Below are 17,271 nucleotides of genomic sequence, written 5' to 3' on the forward strand. Positions count from 1 at the left end.
TATTAAATTATATATAATGAAATCAGAACTTAAAAATCCTCTTGTACTGATGTTATTCTGCCTCATGACCGGAATGTTTATCACCATCAGCTTTCTGGAGACACCATTAAAGTTTCAGGTTCCTGGAATTACCCTTCCGGCGGCATTAGGATTAGGAAAACTCATGTTTGGACTTTCTTCAAAAATACAATGGGGATTTCTTATTGTAATACTGATATTGATGTCCGTCAGTTGGAAAAACTATACGAAAACTGATTTTATCATTCTGGCTGTTATATTTTTATTACTTGCCTTAGAACAGTTCTGGATGCTGCCTGTATTGGATTCTCGTGTGGACTTACTTTCATCAGGAAAAGCATTAACTCCTACTCCATTACATGACTATTTTATTTATTCCGAAACAGCAAAAGCACTAATGTTCATAACAGCCATCATTTTACAATTCAAAAGAAATACAGTTCAATAATAACATTATTCATTATGAAAACACTTGTTCAAAATACCATTATTGCATTGACTTTAACTACATTATTATTTTCCTGTTCCAAACCGGAAACGACTCCCATTCCACAGGCTGAACCTTATTCTGAACAACAGGTTATCCAACCACAGACAGTAGAAACACCTCCTGAAATTTCCTCCTCCTCAAATACATCGAAACATGAAGGATTGAAATTAATTGAAGGAACAGATTGTCTTACCTGTCATACAATAAATTCAAAATTAATAGGTCCCTCTTACCAGGAAGTTGCAGCAAAATATTCGGATGCTGATCTTGATATGCTGGCACAGAAAATCATGGACGGTGGCAAAGGCAATTGGGGCGAAATCCCTATGACTCCTCATACAGGATTGAGTAAGGAGAATGCCCGGCAGATGGTAAAATATATTTTATCCCTTAAAAAGTAAAAAAAAAATTTAAAACAATAAAAGACAAAAAAGTATTATATTATGAATACAAGAACAGACTTTATAGGCAATATGGTTGCTGAAGATTTCAGAACAGCCGCAATTTTTAAAAGACACGGTATTGATTTCTGCTGTAAAGGCGGAAGAACCATTGAAGAAGCATGCAGCCATAAGAAACTTGCTCCTGAAAAAATTTATGAAGAACTGGATGCGCTTCCAAAAAATGAAAGTTTTTCAATCGACTTCAACAGCTGGCCTCTGGATCTTCTGACAGATTATATTGAGAAAACCCATCACCGTTATGTAGAAGAAAAAACTCTTGTTTTGCAGGCATTCCTTGATAAACTGTGTAAAGTGCACGGAGGAAGACATCCTGAACTGTTTGAAATCAATTCTTTATTTAATGAATCAGCATATGATCTGGCTGCTCACATGAAAAAAGAAGAACTTATTCTGTTCCCGTTTGTAAAAAATATGGTGAAGGCTAAAATATCCGGAAGTCCTCTTCCAAAGCCTCATTTTGAAACCGTAGAAAATCCTGTTCATATGATGGAACATGAACATACCGTAGAAGGTGACCGTTTCAGAAGGATCGCAGAAATTACAAATGAATACCTTCCCCCTGCAGATGCCTGCAATACTTACAAAGTAGCTTTTGCCATGCTTCAGGATTTTGAAAATGATTTGCATCAACACATTCATCTTGAGAATAACATTCTTTTCCCAAAAGCGATCCGACTGGAGAAAGAATCTGCCGTAGAATCTTAAAAAGAATACAAAATGACACCTAAAAAACTTTGGATATGGCTTGCTGTAGTAATGGCTGCCTCGTTTGCTGTTCTTATCTTCTATGGGACTGAAATTTACAGGAAAATCCCACCCATTCCGGAGAAAGTAGTCAGCACAGACGGAACGGTGATTGCAACCGCACAGGATATTAAAGACGGACAGAATGTCTGGCAGTCTATTGGCGGACAAACAGTAGGAAGTATATGGGGACATGGTGCCTATATTGCACCGGACTGGACAGCTGATTATCTTCACAGGGAATCTCTTCTGCTGCTTGATGAGCTGGCTAAAAAGGAAGGTAAAGTTTACAAAGACCTTCCTGATGATGAACAGGCTAAATATCAGGTACTGCTGAAAAAAGAACTTCGTACCAATACTTTTAACGAAAGTAAAAATGAAATTGTTTTCTCCCCGGAACGGGCTGAAGTGCAGAAACAGCTTTCACAGTATTATTCAAAATTATTCATGAATGATGCATCCATGGCAAAACTCCGGGATCAGTACGCCATTCCTGAGAATACCATCAAAGACACCGGAAGAATGGCTAAAATGAATGCCTTCTTTGCATGGAGTACATGGGTATGCATTACGGAAAGACCTGGAGATGATGTGACCTATACCAATAACTGGCCGCATGATGAATCGGTGGGAAACGTTCCTCCTCCTTCTCTGCATTTATGGTCGGGATTCAGTATATTGCTTTTACTGGGTTGTGTAGGTCTCCTGGTATTTTACCATGCCCGAAACAAAGAGGAAGAGATCAGCGGGGCATTTCCACACGAAGATCCTTTACGAAATATGAAGCCTACTCCTTCTATGAAAGCCACTTTGAAATATATTTGGGTCGTTGCACTGCTGATCCTTGTTCAAATGCTTGCCGGAGTAGTAACTGCCCATTATGGTGTGGAAGGAAGCGGATTTTATGGAATCCCTCTGGACCAGTTTTTACCACAGTCGGTTTCCAGAAGCTGGCACGTACAACTTGCAATATTCTGGATTGCCACCTCATGGCTGGCCACAGGACTTTATATAGCTCCCGCAGTTTCAGGGCATGAACCGAAATATCAGAAACTGGGAGTAAATATATTATTCGGAGCCTTACTGATTGTTGTCCTGGGATCATTAACCGGACAATGGCTTGGTGTGATGCAGAAGCTTGGTCTGGTTGATAATTTTCTTTGGGGGCATCAGGGATATGAATATGTGGAGCTGGGAAGAGTGTGGCAGATCTTACTGCTCATCGGGCTTATTCTTTGGTTGATTTTAATGGTCAGAGCATTGCTTCCGGCTTTGAAACGTAAAGATGGAGACCGTCATTTGCTGATCCTGTTTACCCTTTCATCTGTAGCTATTGCGTTATTTTACGGAGCTGGACTAATGTATGGAAGACAAACCCATATGGCCATTGCAGAATATTGGAGATGGTGGGTAGTTCATCTTTGGGTAGAAGGATTTTTTGAAGTTTTTGCAACGGTAGTGGCAGCCTTTTTATTTACAAGGCTGGGATTGTTAAGATTGAAATCTGCTACGAATGCAGTGTTATTTTCTACCATTATTTTTCTTGGCGGAGGCATTCTGGGGACATTCCACCATCTGTATTTCAGTGCTACGCCTACCGCTGTACTTGCTTTAGGAGCAACTTTCAGTGCATTAGAAATTGTTCCGCTTGTTTTAATAGGCTATGAAGCGTATCAGAATTACCAACTGAGTAAATCTACCCTATGGATTCAGGCGTACAAATGGCCTATCTACTGCTTTATTGCCATGTGTTTCTGGAATTTCCTTGGTGCCGGAATCTTCGGATTTGCCATCAATCCTCCTATTGCATTGTATTATATCCAGGGGCTGAATACTACAGCTGTACACGGGCATGCAGCTTTATTCGGAGTTTATGGAATTCTGGGAATCGGATTGATGATGTTTGTTTTGCGTGGGCTTTATCCTGACCGACAGTGGAATGATAAATTAATAGGCTGGGCGTTCTGGATGATCAACTTAGGATTGCTGGTGATGGTAAGCATAAGTCTTCTTCCCATAGGAATTATGCAGTCTGTAGCCTCTATAAAAGAAGGTTACTGGTATGCACGCTCTGCAGAATTTATGCAAACAGATATCATGCATTTTCTGAGATGGATGCGTGTGCCCGGAGATATTTTACTGGCCGTTGGTGAATTGCTTTTGGTTATTTTTATCATTGGATTGAAATTCGGCTGGTCGCTGAAAGAAAAACGTTAGGATGAATGATTCAAATCTGATTAAACTTATTTTAATAAACGTAAAGTTTCATCTGCAATTCTTATAATTTTAAGAGATCAAAGATGAGCGAACTTCTCGCAGATTAAGCTTTCTGGTAATACATTCGCTTAAAAATGATCAATGAAATTGATCAAACCCTTTTGCTCCCTCAATATATAGAATCAAGTATTTAATTCTTTGCGTTGATAAAATGAGATTCTATTAATTAATTCTGATTTACATTAAAAAGAGGCTGTCTCAAAAGTCAAACAATCTGACTTTTGTCATTCTGACGAAGGAAGAATCTCCTTGATAAACAAATATATGAGATTCTTCACTACATTTCATTTCGTTCAGAATGACACTTTTGAGACTGCCTCTTTTATTTAAGTTTTACTGTGTCACTTTCATCATCGCATTCGTGATTTCAATTTCTTTTTTCCCGGAATAGGTGGAATCAAAAGGTTCCATGACATTGAATAAGTACTGATAAAAAGGAGCAATCTGGCGTACATTTTCAGCTTCCTTACCCGCTTTTTCTTTACCCATCTGCTCAAGTCCTTTTATAAAAATACTGAATTTCTTATCAACAGGCTCCATTGATTTTAATACGTAAGCATGGGCTTTTTCATTTTGTCCTAAAGTTTTGTAAGCTTCTGTAACGGCTGCGACAACGAGTGCATATTCCATCGGTTTAGACCTCATCTGTCTTTTGGCTGCTGCTTTAAATGAGGGAGAAAGATTCTGATAATAATCATATTCTTCAAATATTGTTTTTTTGAGCTCTTCTGCCAGCTGAAGTCCTTTTTGCTCCTGTCCGGCGACAATATACCCGGTAACCATCGCACTTAGTGAACGTGGATCATTGTATTTTTCCACAGGAATTTCTTTTGCGGCAAGATCCAGCAATTCCAATGCTTTAGCTTTCTGCCCGCCTGCAACCAATGCGGATACTGCTCTGCTTACAGACATTCTGTAACCCAAAATATTTGACGTAGCTGTTTCATCATAATAAATACTCAGATCTTTAAAATTTCCCCATCTGAAGTTTTTCACCACCTGATAAAGAGAATTGGCATCTACTCTTCCTTTGTCTCCATCCGGACTCTGAGGGGTATGAATAGGAACCAGTCTGTAACTGAAACCATCAAACTGAAGATATTCATCCAGATAAAAGATATTTTCACTGTCGTACATCCCGCCTGTAGAGAAATTGACAGGCCTTTTCCAATCAAAATTGGCCAGCATATCCAGCATCATCAGATTGCTTTTGTAAAGGGTATTCGCTTCATAATTGATCATAATCTGATCCACAGTATACGGAAGATCGGACTGATTAATAATTCCTGCTTTTACTGCATTTTCTTTGTTGACGGGAAGGATAAATTTACTCACCGGAAGGATATTGTATTTTTCATATTGCTTTTCTCCAAAGTACATCTTCAGCAGTTCATCTTTTGCGGATGATTGTAATTTCAGGAATTTCAACGCATCCTTAAGAGTCATTGAATCCTGATTCAGATACTTTCCGAATTCCTGAAAAGCAGTTTCCGGCGCTCCCTGTTCTTTCAGCATTTGGAAAAGTCCTTCCCAGTCTTCTTTTTTCATCAGATACACCTGATCATTTACCCCATCTCTATATTCTTCATGTGTTAACTCACCCGGAATTCCTTTTGCATTGTAAGTTCTTCTTTTCACCTGATCAATACTCCATGAAGTAGCCAGGAGGGTAAAGTTGACCGTTTTCACATCATCCCTGAATCTTTCCGTTTCCTGAATTGCCCATACCGGAAAGGTATCATTATCACCATAAATGAAAATAATATCATCTTTCGGCAGCGATCTTAAAAATGAATAGGCGTAATCACGGGCTGCTGTCTTCTTACTTCTGTCATGCGAAGTATAATTCTGGAATCCCATCATCAAAGGAATTCCTAATAAAATGACTCCCAGAACAATATTAGCAGCATTAGATTTAACCTTAGACTGAATCAGCCAAAGTAATGCTCCCGCTCCAAGACCTATCCAGACGGCAAAGGCATAGAACGAACCTACCATGGCATAATCTCTTTCCCTTACTTCAAATGGTTTTACTCCGGTGTAGAAAACAATTCCCATACTTGTAAGAACAAACAGCGAAAGCATGGCATAAAATCTTCCGAAATCTCTGTTGAGCTGGAAAAAGAAACCAATCAGCCCAAGAATCAATGGCAAAAAGAAAAACCTGACGGTACTTTCATTTTTAAATTGGGCAGGCATATGATCCTGATTACCAAGCAAAGCATTATCAATAAAAGAAAATCCCGAGATCCAGTTTCCATTGGTATTCTCCATATGCCCCTGAAAGTCATTCTGCCTTCCTGCGAAATTCCACATCAGATATCTTACAAAATAATATCCGTTCTGAAATGATATAAAATACTCCATATTCTGAGCGAAGGATGGACGCTGCACCTTGATAAGATCATACGGCTTCACTTTCAGATAATCTTCTGCCGTGATAGAATCTCCTTCATATTTTGCTCTCAGTTCTTCAAAAATCCTTTTCGCTTCCGGATTGTCCGCAATGTCTTCATTATCATAATTAAAAGTAAAATCAGGAGCTCCATATAAAGAAATGTAATTGGCGGTCACCTCTTTATCTTCATTGAACATCCTAGGCATGAAGCTTATATGAGATTTATTAAACACATAGTTGAATCTTTCCCCGGTTTTTCTGTAAGTTCCGGATTTTTCGTCTTTTTCGTAAATATCTCCGGTGATGTCTCTTTTATAACTTCCGTCTTCGTCTTTTTCCAGTCCGTTTTTATCTAGAAATGCAGTGTAATTCTGTCCGTAAATAGTAGGCCAGTCACCGTATTGCACTCTGTTATAATAATCTCGCATCCCAATGGCTGTATCCGGATCATTAAGATTCATCGGAGGATTGGCATTGGCTCTTATCGGAATTACCAGCCAGCATGAAAAACCAATGATCATATAGACAATAGATAAAACGATAGTCTGGTATGCGTTTCTTTTGGTTTTTCGTGCATATTTAATCAGGAGATAACTGATTGCTGACATAAGAACAAAAGCTGCAATTGTTCCTGAATGAAAAGGAAGTCCCAAACCATTTACAAAGAAAATTTCAAGCTTTCCGAACATTGTCATTATCAAAGGGAAAATGATCTTGAATACGAAGGCAAGAATTCCCAGCGTAATCAGATTGGCCAGTATAAAACTCTTCCACGAAAAAGTATAATTTCGGGTATAATAAACCAGACATATGGCCGGAATAGCCAGCATGCACATCATATGCACTCCTACGGAAAGCCCAATAATAAAGAAAATAAGAATGATCCATCTCTCGCTGTCTGCTGCTTTATATTCATTTTCCCATTTGGTGATGAGCCAGACCAGTAATGCAATAAACATAGAAGCCATCGCATACACTTCTCCTTCTACTGCTGAAAACCAGAATGTATCTGAAAATGTAAAGCATAAAGCGCCAATCACTCCGGCAAACAGGATTGAGATTTCCTGATGTTTTGTAATTTCTGCAACATCTTTATGTAAAAGCCTTCTTACAAAATGGGTAATCGTCCAGAACAGAAAGAGGATCGTAAATGCACTGAACAATGCTGACATAGCATTGATTACAATAGAATAATTTTCAGCATTCCCTAATGCGAAAATACTTGCTACAGCTCCCATAATCTGAAATAAAGCAGCCCCCGGAGCATGGGTTACCTCCAGTTTCACGGCTGAAGAAATATATTCTCCGCAGTCCCAGAAACTCAGGGAATGTTCTATTGTTGAAAGATAAGCAATAAGCGCAACAGCGAAAAGGAACCATCCCAGTACGGTGTTCCATTTTTTAAAAGACCAGTTTTTCATATCAAATTTTCCAATATGTATATGACAACTGGGGAAAAGGGTTTATTACATTAATTGGGGAGTTTATTCTTTATTTTCAATTTCAACTTTGGAAAACCTTTTTCTATAGGCTCAAAATACTTTTTAATGCTATTATATTCGTATTTTGAAGTCAGTAGTTCTTCAGTTTTTTCTGAAATCCTTTCATCATGTAAAGTCAGGAGGTTATTTTCAAACTCATATTTTCCAAAATAATGCCGGCTTTCACCATACCAGTATTCATTGATCCTGTAGGTTTTATCTTTATATAACTTAATTTCATATCCATTAGATTTCAATTGATGGTCGGGAGAAATATAACATGAATATTTTACTTCCTTTTCGGATTGAACACTATTAAAATAAAGGTTTATTCCAAAAAGAGCAACTAAAAAAATCAATAATAAATTTGTGACTTTATGCTTCTCTTTATTTTTTGATTCATAAATATAAATCAGAATAAAATTGACAAATATGAGTCCTGCTACTAAAGGAAGAATAATGATGTTAGAATTTGACACCGTAAAATCATAATAAGTATGAGTATAATGAATAAGAAGTAAGAAAAGTAAAATTACAGTTCCATATTTAATTAACACTTTCATATCACATTCTCTTCAGTGAGATTAATAGGTATTATTCAATCCTCCATCCAGAGGAATACTTGTTCCGGTAAGATAATTTGAATATTCTGAAGCCAGAAACGCCACCAGATGACCATATTCCTCAGGCTGTCCGAATCTTTTCATCGGAATTTTATTTTCCCTCGCCTTTTTTATTTCCTCTGCTCCTGCACCACTTTGCTGAGCTTCATGAGCCACAAGTTTTTGAATTCTTTCAGTATCGAAATACCCTGTTAACACATTATTTACCGTGATATTATGTTGTGCAATTTCATTGGAAAGTGTTTTGGCCCAGGCAATCACTGCAGAACGGATAGAATTGGACAAGGCCAGATTTCCAATCGGTTCTTTTACGGATAAAGAAGAAACATTAATGATACGCCCGTTTTTCTGTTGAATCATATGGGGCAAAGCCAGTAATGTTGTTTCACAAACGGTTTTGAACAGAAGATCAAATGCGGTCTGATAATCATCACTATTTTTATCCAGTGCTAAACCAGGTTCGGGACCATTGGTATTATTCACCAGAATATCTATGGAATGATGATTAAAATATCCAGCTATAATTTTTCTATAACTTTCAAAATCTGAAAAATCTGCTACCAGGTATCCATGTTTCTGATCAGGACTGATAACCGGCAGTGCAGAAACGAAATCTTTAAGCTTTGCTTCACTACGGGCCATAACGGTCACATTAGCTCCGCATTTAGCCAATTCAATGGCAATTCCGGCTCCTATTCCCTGTGTAGCCCCTCCTATTAAAGCATGTTTTGAAAAAAGCTGAATATTCATCTTGATAATGATTACGGATTGATCTCTATAAAGTTATGAAAAGCTTTAGTTTTAAAAAAACTGATTAATGAATATACCAATAGCTTTCTGAATATACTAAAGCACCGGTATCAACCAGTGCTTTAGTATTTGTGTTATTAGAATCTTTCTTGGATAATCATTTTTAGAGAATATTAAAAAGATTAATCTCCGATTCTGAATACCAGTACCTGCGTGGAGGTTGCAGAAAGGCTCATTCCTGCACCTGAACAATTACCTGACTGCCCTCTTCCCAATGCGATCGTCCAGTTTCTGTTGGCCGGAACTGTAGTGGCATAAGTGATTGTTCCTCCATGATTGGAAAGGGCACCCTCCGAATGGGAACCTGTACTGTGGATTCTTGAAGTTGTAGCATTCAGGGGAAAATCTACAAAATAAGAACTGACGGTACATCCTGTAGCATTATGTATTGCTTCATACACAAATGTGATCTGATAAGTTCCTGCCGGAAAAGTTATTGTACTTGTGCCTGCATTATAGGTAAGCCCCGGAATAGAATTCTTTATAACAGTCATAGGTACTACCTGTGATCCTCCTGCTCCCTGTGACTGCAAAAAGTTGGACTGTAAAGTTTCTAATCGGAAAACTGCAGGGCTAGGAATAGATAAAGCTCCCAGCGTACCAATGTTCTTTACAACTCCATTAGCATCAACTACCAACAATGGATCTGTGCTGCTATTTCCGGCTCCAACTCCCTGAAGACGCAATGGGTTTGAACCATTTACATGAAGTTTATTGGTAGGAGCTGTAGTTCCTATCCCCATATTTCCTCCAACAGTAACTGCTACATCATTGGCTTGTTGTGCTACAGATGGTACTCCTGTAGTTGGATTATCCTTTGCACCATCAATATTAAATACTCCTTGTGGATTCGATGTGTTTATACCTACCTGTGCATTAAAAAAAGTAAAATTACTTGTCAAAAGAAGTAAAAGATAGACGAGCTTACGTTTCATAATAAATTTTGTTTAGTTAATATTTAAATGCCTTTCTGAAATATGAAAGTGATTATTTCATTAAAATTCAATAATGATAATCTATTTTTCGCTAAATCAAATATAGCAAATCTCACAAATAAGTGAACCCTTTAAATGAAAAATAAATATAAATATGAGTTAAATAGTGGATTGTATTTAAATAATATGTTTTTATTGAATATTTTAAATATCAATTATAAACCTATTTATATCAAAAAATATCTTTTTACAGGATTTTCTATCAGGGTCAATAGCTGCCTACCCCGAGCATTATAAAGTACTTTCCATATTTTTAACTTCTACAGTCAGTAAATAGCTTTTATCATCCTGCCATTTCCATGGATTAACTGTTCTTCTTTTCCATTATCTTGAATTATTTGTTAAATGTAATATATTTAATATTATTACAAGATAAAAATACGCTTTAAGCAACTAAAGTTTTTGTTGCAGAAGCTCATCAATCTGTTTATAAAATGAATCTTTACTGTAATCCGCAAGTCCTTTATGATGCAGGCGTATTTCTCCTTTTCTATCCAGTACAACCGTTGTTGGCAAAGATCCACTATACAATACATCAGGAATATTTCCTGCCGGTGTAAGAAAAGGAACTGTAAAGCCTTTCTCCTTTAAGTAAGATTTTCCAAGAGCGGTATTATCATCCAGGTTTACGGTAAGAAATACCACATCCGGATTATTTTTGTAATGGTCATACATTTTTTGGACAGACGGAAATTCGGCACGGCACGGAGGGCACCATGATGCCCAAAAGTTAATGAAAACCACTTTATTCTGAAAGGCAGAAGTATCCGTTATCTTTCCATCCTCATTTCTCAGCATAAATCCGGCATAGGAAATCTTGGTTGAATTATTTTGCGTTTCTTTTGGTTCTGATATGCTTGAATTGAGAAACCCTGTGGAAGCTACCTGTCTCATCAGCCATGCTTTTGCATCTTTATTTATCAGGATAACAATAAACAATACAGTCAGTATTGCAGTGAAGCCATTTTTCTTTAGCCAGATTTTCAGATTTTCCATATATTTAGCTTAATTCTTTGCCAATATAAGGTTAATATTTTGGTTAAAAGGCTGAAAAGATTGTTTTATCATTTCCTGAAACCTGATTTTCCAATGGATTTAATTCATCATTAATTTGTTATGTGTAACAATTCCTCTATTCATCCAACTAATCGTACATCATCAAAACATCAATTCATATACAAGAGATCTACTACTTTAAAATAAACTAATGCAAACATCCTTTCTAAAAATTACCGCCGCCACTGCTGCACTCTGTTTCAGTACCCTGGCAATAGCCCAGCAAACGTATTCCGTAAGTGGAACCGTGAAAGACAAAAAAAACGGTGAATTGCTCATCGGAGTATCTGTAAAAGTAAATGAAGATCCCACCATCAATGTTATAGCCAATGAATATGGGTTTTATTCTCTTTCCCTACCTCAAGGAAATTATACCATTATTATTTCCACTCCCGGGTATCAAGATTTTGAGCAGAAGGTTAATGTAGATCAGAATATCAAACTCGATCTTCCCCTGCTTCCATCAGAATCTGCAGCTAAAGCCATTGATGAGGTAGTGATAACCGGTATTAAAAAGGATAAAAACTTAACCTCAGCTCAGATGGGAGCAGAGACCTTAAGCATCAAAAATATAGAAAAACTTCCTGTTCTATTCGGAGAAAAGGATGTAATGAAAACCATACAGCTTTTACCAGGGATCAAAAGTAACGGTGAAGGAAGCAGCGGGTTTAGTGTAAGAGGAGGTGCTCCAGACCAAAACCTGATCTTACTGGATGAAGCCCCTGTTTATAATGCCTCTCATCTTCTTGGATTTTTCAGTACATTCAACAGTGATGCCCTGAAAGATGCCAGCATTATTAAGGGAAACAGCCCCGCACAATACGGTGGCCGTCTTTCTTCTGTATTGGATGTTAAAATGAAGGATGGAAACAATAAAGCCTATAACGTCAATGGAGGAATTGGTCTGATCAGCAGCCGACTGAGTGTGGAAGGTCCTATTCAGAAAGAAAAATCATCATTCATCGTTTCAGGAAGAAGAACGTATGCCGATCTTTTTCTTAAAACCAACAAAGATTATAAAGACAACAAATTATACTTTTATGATCTCAACCTGAAAGCCAATTATCAGATTAATGAGAACAACCGTATTTATCTGTCCGGATATTTCGGAAGAGATGTACTGGGATTGGGAGATACTTTCAATACAGACTGGGGAAATACGACTGCTACTTTGAGATGGAACAGCATTATCAGCAGTAAATTATTTTCAAATACCTCATTTATCTACAGTAATTATGATTATAAAATAAGTCTGAAGAATGATGATACGGTATTTGATTTAAATTCAAAAATCCGTGACTGGAATCTTAAGCAGGATTTTACCTGGTTTGCAGGAAACAAACACTCTGTACGTTTCGGTCTGCAGTCTATTTACCATACCCTTACCCCAAGCAGTGCTTCCGGTACTACAGTGAGCAGTTTTGCAAGAAATCCGAGATATTCATGGGAGAATGCCGTTTACATCAATGATGATTATAAAGCAACGGAAAAGCTAACCATTAATTATGGGGCAAGGCTTTCCATGTTCAGTATATTGGGTGGAGATACCTTCAATACCTATGAGAACGGTGTGCTTACCGACAGTAAATTCTTAGAGAAAGGAAAATTCGGGAAAACCTATGTGAATATTGAACCTCGTATCAGTGCCAACTACCGTATCAACGAAGTCAGCAGTGTGAAAGGAGGCTATTCCAGAAACACCCAGAATCTTCACCTATTGAGCAACAGCAACAGTGGAAACCCTACCGATCAGTGGATAGGAAGCAGCTATACGGTGAAACCTGAAATTGCAGATCAGATCAGCCTTGGTTACAGCAGAAATTTCAACAATAATAATTATGAACTGAACGCTGAGGTCTACTATAAAGACATGAAAAATCAAATCGACTTCAAGAACGGGGCGCAGATTGGTTTTGATACCGGAGCCGATGTAGAAAGTGAATTGCTGTTCGGAAAAGGAAGAGCTTACGGTCTGGAACTTATTGCCAAAAAGAAAAGCGGAAAACTGACAGGATGGATCTCCTATACCCTTTCCAAAACAGAAAGAAAGATCAACGGAATCAATAATAACGAATGGTATAACGCCAGGATGGATAAAACCCACGACCTTTCTATTGTGGCCACCTATCAGCTTAATCCAAAATGGAGTTTTTCAGGGCTATTTGTTTACAGCACAGGAAATGCAGTTACCTTCCCAACAGGAAAATATGAACTCAATGGGCAAACCATATTCCAGTACAGCAATAGAAATGCAGACAGAATGCCGGCCTACCACAGAATGGATCTGAGTGCAACGTATGAACCAAGTACCAATAAACGATTCCGTGGTTCATGGACATTTGGTATTTACAACCTGTATGGTAGAGAAAATGCTTATACAATTAACTTTGAAGACAATCCTGACCGTCCCGGAACAACCCGTGCGATGCAGACCTCTTTATTCCGTTGGGTACCCAACATCACTTATAATTTCAAATTCTAAATCATGAAAAATACATTTTATATCATAGTATCCCTTTTTGCATTAACTTCTTGTGAAAAGGAGATCGATCTTGATCTGAATGATCAAAGCGGAAATATTGTCATTGAAGGAAATGTTACCAATCAACCAGGACCTTATACAGTGAAAATCACAAAATCCGTAAGTTTTTCATCACCTAATCAATATCCGGCTGTCACCGGAGCTCAGGTTATTTTAAGTGACGATATGGGACAAACTGAAACCCTTCACTATGTAGGAAACGGGGTCTATCAAACGACTGCTTTTTCCGGAGAACCTGGCAGAACCTATACTTTGAAAGTAGAGTCCGAAGGAAAGCAATATAGCGCTCATAGTAAAATGCCTGAAGTGGTATATTTTGACGGATTGCAGCAGAGTTCTTTCAAATTTGGAGATAAAACCACATATACCCTGCTGCCATTATTTACAGATCCAATGCCATTGGGAAACCGATACCTTTTCAGCTTTACGATCAATGATCTGACTAAAAAGTACATGAATACTTTTTCAGATAATGTGAATAACGGATTACCCAATCAACAGCCTCTCATTCTTCCTAATGACGATAATAAAGGCAGAGATCATGAAGTGGTAGTAGGAGATAAAATTCATGTAGAAATGCAGTGTATTGACAACAATATATTCACGTACTACAGCTCTTTGCTTCAGATTTCAGGCGGCAATGGCGGAACTGCTACTCCAACCAACCCTCCAAGTAACATCAGTAACGGAGCTTTGGGGTATTTTTCAGCGCATACGACAGATACACAAACTTTGGTCATTGAACAGATGACCACTCCATAAATTTTAAGAGGATATTCCGCTCATTGGAATATCCTTTTTTATTCTCTGTCTTATCTTAGCTTTCTTTTTATAGCATAATACCTGTACAGAAGCTTATCATACCTGATCACACAAAGCAGTAATCCTGCAGTTGCCACCAGTACCTTTAAGCCGATTATCCTGTAACCCAAACCACCTGTTACACATCCTGAAAAAAAGCAGGCAATAATCACCAGTTTCAAGGTGATATTCTTTTTAAGCTGTTTCTTTTCCTTTTCCCTTTCCTTAAAAAAAAGTTTTGACAGTTCTATTCCCAGATCAGTAAATAATCCCGTAAGATGAGTTGTTCTCACTACAGATTGTGATACTCTTGTTACCAATGAATTCTGAACCCCCATTGCAAAAAGTAAAAGCCCTGCAACCGCATTAGGAGATATTACGATATCCAATGTGTTATCATCTGCTATTCCCACAAAACTTAATATCAGAATTTCGATGACCAAAGGAATAAAATGCGGACGGAACATTTTACGTCCGGAAGAAAATTCGACCATAAAGCTTGAACAGAATGCTCCTCCCAGAAAACATAAAATAAAGATAAGATAAGTAAGGGCTTCACTGTAATGATTAAGAAGAATCTCTTCGGAAAAGAAAGCAAAGTGCCCTGTTATATTGGTGGTAAGCACCTGAACAGATAATACCCCTACAATATTCACGATTCCGGCAACAAATGAAAGTGCTGATGCCAGCTTAAGATTGTGAAAATAAGTTCTGTTTTTTCCCCTGTGTCTGAACATTTTAAATTTCTGTAAGGGCTTTATCTTTAGAAAAAGAACAGCTGGATACAATAAATAAGTAAAAAAAAATAATTAGAAATGTCAGTGTCAAACTGTGAAAAACATGTCCGCTTAAATATTTATCCAGTGTTCTTTATAGATCTACTCTTTCCCCTTTAACGTAAAATCCTATTTTTCAGTAATGAATGATTACTCTGAAAAGGCATCCACAGACCTCAATAAATATTCTGTTTCTTATTTCAGCACCAATTTTATTACTTTTGTAAAAGTAATTCGTTCAGGAAAAAAATCTTGTGATTTGGATCGGTCTAAAATGTGATTTAAATTAAAAACTGAACGTACATTCAATAGCCTGTATAGAAAAAATTATGATCTCAAAATTTATTTTTAATAATCAGTATCTTTTTGATGAACTTCCTGAATATGATAAGAAGCTGCTTACAGGAGCTATGAAAACCAAAAACTACCGTAAAAACGAACCGATATTTACTGACGGAACAAAACCTAATGGTATTTACTATCTTAATGAGGGTAAGATAAAAAAGTACAAAGTTGATAATGACGGAAGGGAGCAGATTATTTACATTTACAGCTCCGGTGAATTTTTTGGATATTCAGCCATTCTGAGTAATGAATCTTATGGGGATACGACCTCAACCCTTGAAAATTCTGTCATCTCATTTATTTCAAAAGAAAGTTTTCTGGATATTCTGAGCCAGTCATCCGTGCTTTCAAGGCTGTTATTGAAATCTCTGAGTCATGAATTCAGTGTGATGGCGAACCTTATTGCCGTTTTATCCCATCGTACAGTCCGTGAAAGGGCTGCCCTCAGTTTACTTATTCTTCATGATAAATATAAATCAAATGATGCCCCTGATGCCGTAGTGTTCATTTCTCTTTCCCGTGTGGATCTTGCCAATATGGTAGGAACCGCAAGAGAAACTTTAGCCCGCATTATTAATGATTTCAAACAGGAAAAACTGATCAGATCCGAAGGACGGAAAATACAGATCACGGACTTTAAGCGCTTAATTCATATTGCTAATTTTTATTAATAAAGTTATTCAGATTAAAATCTATTGTATCTACTGACAGCCTGTTGTCATAAGCACTCATTACTTTTGTTTAAAATTATTTTAAACAAATAAGTATCCTTATGAAACTTACCTCATTAAGAATTATCAGCAAAGACATTCAATCAGCAGTAGCATTTTATGAACAGATCACGGGTATAGCGGCCACATGGTATACAGAAGATTTTGCAGAACTTTCTGGTAATTCCATTACAATAGCAATCGGAAGTACCCGGACCATGCAAATGTTTTCGGAAGATCTTACAGATTTCGCAGGTTCAAAGTCAACCATTATTGAATTTATGGTTAAAAATGTTGATGAAGAATATGAAAAGATTAAAAGTAAAGTTTCCAGAATTATTCAGAAACCGACAACGATGCCTTGGGGAAACAGATCCCTTCTATTTTGTGATCCGGACAGTAATATGATTAACTTTTTTACTCCTGTGAGTGAAGAAGCTGTGAAGAAATTCAGCTAAAGTTAAACCACTTAAGTTTTTCAGAGCCAGGCTTTACACATAATAAGTACACCTAAGCTTTGTAAAGTTAAACAACTTTATCATAAAAATAAAACCTTACTGGCCAGCAGCGAAGTTTTATTCCAATTTTTTTAAAGTCAATCTTACTGTGCGAGGAACTCAATGGTTTTGCTTACAACTGTGTGGTAATACTGATAAAAAGAAGCATTCCGGATCAGTACCGCTAAATCTTTTTCTCGGATCAGTCTCAAAAGTTGGGGGGAATGTTAAGTAGCTTTATCTT

The 17,271-nt window shown here is 37.3% G+C and carries 14 protein-coding genes; 8 read left to right on the forward strand and 6 right to left on the reverse strand.

Annotated elements, in window-relative coordinates:
- Positions 1-16: 16 nt before the first annotated feature.
- From EK417_RS06325 to EK417_RS06340, 4 genes are read left to right on the forward strand one after another with little or no spacing between them, the layout of a single operon-like run.
- Positions 17-466: a hypothetical protein gene (locus EK417_RS06325; RefSeq protein WP_136521650.1), complete on the forward strand. Its 450-nt coding sequence runs from the start codon at positions 17-19 to the stop codon at positions 464-466.
- 14 nt (positions 467-480) lie between these two features.
- Positions 481-909, forward strand: a complete 429-nt coding sequence (locus tag EK417_RS06330; RefSeq protein ID WP_136521651.1) for a c-type cytochrome — start codon at positions 481-483, stop codon at positions 907-909.
- Between the two features lie 42 nt (positions 910-951).
- Positions 952-1,677 carry an iron-sulfur cluster repair di-iron protein gene (gene ric, locus EK417_RS06335; RefSeq protein ID WP_136521652.1) on the forward strand — a complete coding sequence of 242 codons (726 nt, stop codon included), beginning with the start codon at positions 952-954 and terminating at the stop codon, positions 1,675-1,677.
- Positions 1,678-1,689: 12 nt separating this feature from the next.
- On the forward strand, positions 1,690-3,933 hold the full coding sequence (locus tag EK417_RS06340; RefSeq protein ID WP_136521653.1) for a nitric-oxide reductase large subunit: 2,244 nt from the start codon (positions 1,690-1,692) through the stop codon (positions 3,931-3,933).
- 393 nt (positions 3,934-4,326) lie between these two features.
- On the opposite strand, the gene EK417_RS06345 is transcribed toward EK417_RS06340, so the two are convergent.
- The 5 genes from EK417_RS06345 to EK417_RS06370 all read right to left on the reverse strand — a co-directional run bounded on the left by EK417_RS06345 (position 4,327) and on the right by EK417_RS06370 (position 11,296).
- Positions 4,327-7,812, reverse strand: coding sequence for a glycosyltransferase family 117 protein (locus EK417_RS06345; RefSeq protein ID WP_136521654.1), 3,486 nt, complete (start codon positions 7,810-7,812; stop codon positions 4,327-4,329).
- Positions 7,813-7,862: 50 nt separating this feature from the next.
- The gene (locus EK417_RS06350; protein ID WP_136521656.1) at positions 7,863-8,435 is read right to left on the reverse strand and encodes a hypothetical protein; all 573 of its coding nucleotides are present in this window, start codon (positions 8,433-8,435) and stop codon (positions 7,863-7,865) included.
- 21 nt (positions 8,436-8,456) lie between these two features.
- Positions 8,457-9,245 carry an SDR family oxidoreductase gene (locus EK417_RS06355; protein ID WP_136521657.1) on the reverse strand — a complete coding sequence of 263 codons (789 nt, stop codon included), beginning with the start codon at positions 9,243-9,245 and terminating at the stop codon, positions 8,457-8,459.
- A gap of 182 nt (positions 9,246-9,427) precedes the next feature.
- Entirely contained in the window at positions 9,428-10,240 is an 813-nt protein-coding gene (locus EK417_RS06360) for a hypothetical protein (protein ID WP_136521658.1), read from the reverse strand.
- A 453-nt stretch (positions 10,241-10,693) separates the two neighbouring features.
- Entirely contained in the window at positions 10,694-11,296 is a 603-nt protein-coding gene (locus EK417_RS06370; RefSeq protein ID WP_136521659.1) for a TlpA family protein disulfide reductase, read from the reverse strand.
- Positions 11,297-11,507: 211 nt separating this feature from the next.
- Here EK417_RS06370 and EK417_RS06375 point away from each other — a divergent pair, with 211 nt between their 5' ends.
- Together EK417_RS06375 and EK417_RS06380 are read left to right on the forward strand one after the other, a co-directional pair.
- A complete protein-coding gene (locus tag EK417_RS06375) occupies positions 11,508-13,838 on the forward strand; it encodes a TonB-dependent receptor (protein WP_110368223.1) in 2,331 nt (776 codons plus the stop codon).
- 3 nt (positions 13,839-13,841) lie between these two features.
- Positions 13,842-14,660: a DUF4249 domain-containing protein gene (locus tag EK417_RS06380; RefSeq protein ID WP_136521660.1), complete on the forward strand. Its 819-nt coding sequence runs from the start codon at positions 13,842-13,844 to the stop codon at positions 14,658-14,660.
- 50 nt (positions 14,661-14,710) lie between these two features.
- On the opposite strand, the gene EK417_RS06385 is transcribed toward EK417_RS06380, so the two are convergent.
- Positions 14,711-15,436, reverse strand: a complete 726-nt coding sequence (locus EK417_RS06385; RefSeq protein WP_136521661.1) for a YoaK family protein — start codon at positions 15,434-15,436, stop codon at positions 14,711-14,713.
- A gap of 368 nt (positions 15,437-15,804) precedes the next feature.
- On the opposite strand from EK417_RS06385, the gene EK417_RS06390 reads away from it, so the two are divergent.
- Complete coding sequence (locus EK417_RS06390) at positions 15,805-16,491, forward strand: Crp/Fnr family transcriptional regulator (RefSeq protein WP_136521662.1); 687 nt, start codon at positions 15,805-15,807, stop codon at positions 16,489-16,491.
- Between the two features lie 101 nt (positions 16,492-16,592).
- Positions 16,593-16,988 (forward strand): VOC family protein, encoded by a 396-nt coding sequence (locus EK417_RS06395; protein ID WP_136521663.1) that lies wholly within the window; start codon positions 16,593-16,595, stop codon positions 16,986-16,988.
- Positions 16,989-17,271: the final 283 nt, after the last annotated feature.

This window comes from Chryseobacterium candidae (assembly GCF_004916905.1).
In the GTDB taxonomy this organism is placed as follows: domain Bacteria; phylum Bacteroidota; class Bacteroidia; order Flavobacteriales; family Weeksellaceae; genus Chryseobacterium; species Chryseobacterium candidae.

Excerpts from the sequence above, each read along its gene's own strand:
- EK417_RS06325 (WP_136521650.1), top strand. The coding sequence starts at position 17 with ATGAAATCAGAACTTAAAAATCCTCTTGTACTGATGTTATTCTGCCTC.
- EK417_RS06330 (WP_136521651.1), top strand. The coding sequence starts at position 481 with ATGAAAACACTTGTTCAAAATACCATTATTGCATTGACTTTAACTACA.
- ric (WP_136521652.1), top strand. The coding sequence starts at position 952 with ATGAATACAAGAACAGACTTTATAGGCAATATGGTTGCTGAAGATTTC.
- EK417_RS06340 (WP_136521653.1), top strand. The coding sequence starts at position 1,690 with ATGACACCTAAAAAACTTTGGATATGGCTTGCTGTAGTAATGGCTGCC.
- EK417_RS06345 (WP_136521654.1), bottom strand. The coding sequence starts at position 7,812 with ATGAAAAACTGGTCTTTTAAAAAATGGAACACCGTACTGGGATGGTTC.
- EK417_RS06350 (WP_136521656.1), bottom strand. The coding sequence starts at position 8,435 with ATGAAAGTGTTAATTAAATATGGAACTGTAATTTTACTTTTCTTACTT.
- EK417_RS06355 (WP_136521657.1), bottom strand. The coding sequence starts at position 9,245 with ATGAATATTCAGCTTTTTTCAAAACATGCTTTAATAGGAGGGGCTACA.
- EK417_RS06360 (WP_136521658.1), bottom strand. The coding sequence starts at position 10,240 with ATGAAACGTAAGCTCGTCTATCTTTTACTTCTTTTGACAAGTAATTTT.
- EK417_RS06370 (WP_136521659.1), bottom strand. The coding sequence starts at position 11,296 with ATGGAAAATCTGAAAATCTGGCTAAAGAAAAATGGCTTCACTGCAATA.
- EK417_RS06375 (WP_110368223.1), top strand. The coding sequence starts at position 11,508 with ATGCAAACATCCTTTCTAAAAATTACCGCCGCCACTGCTGCACTCTGT.
- EK417_RS06380 (WP_136521660.1), top strand. The coding sequence starts at position 13,842 with ATGAAAAATACATTTTATATCATAGTATCCCTTTTTGCATTAACTTCT.
- EK417_RS06385 (WP_136521661.1), bottom strand. The coding sequence starts at position 15,436 with ATGTTCAGACACAGGGGAAAAAACAGAACTTATTTTCACAATCTTAAG.
- EK417_RS06390 (WP_136521662.1), top strand. The coding sequence starts at position 15,805 with ATGATCTCAAAATTTATTTTTAATAATCAGTATCTTTTTGATGAACTT.
- EK417_RS06395 (WP_136521663.1), top strand. The coding sequence starts at position 16,593 with ATGAAACTTACCTCATTAAGAATTATCAGCAAAGACATTCAATCAGCA.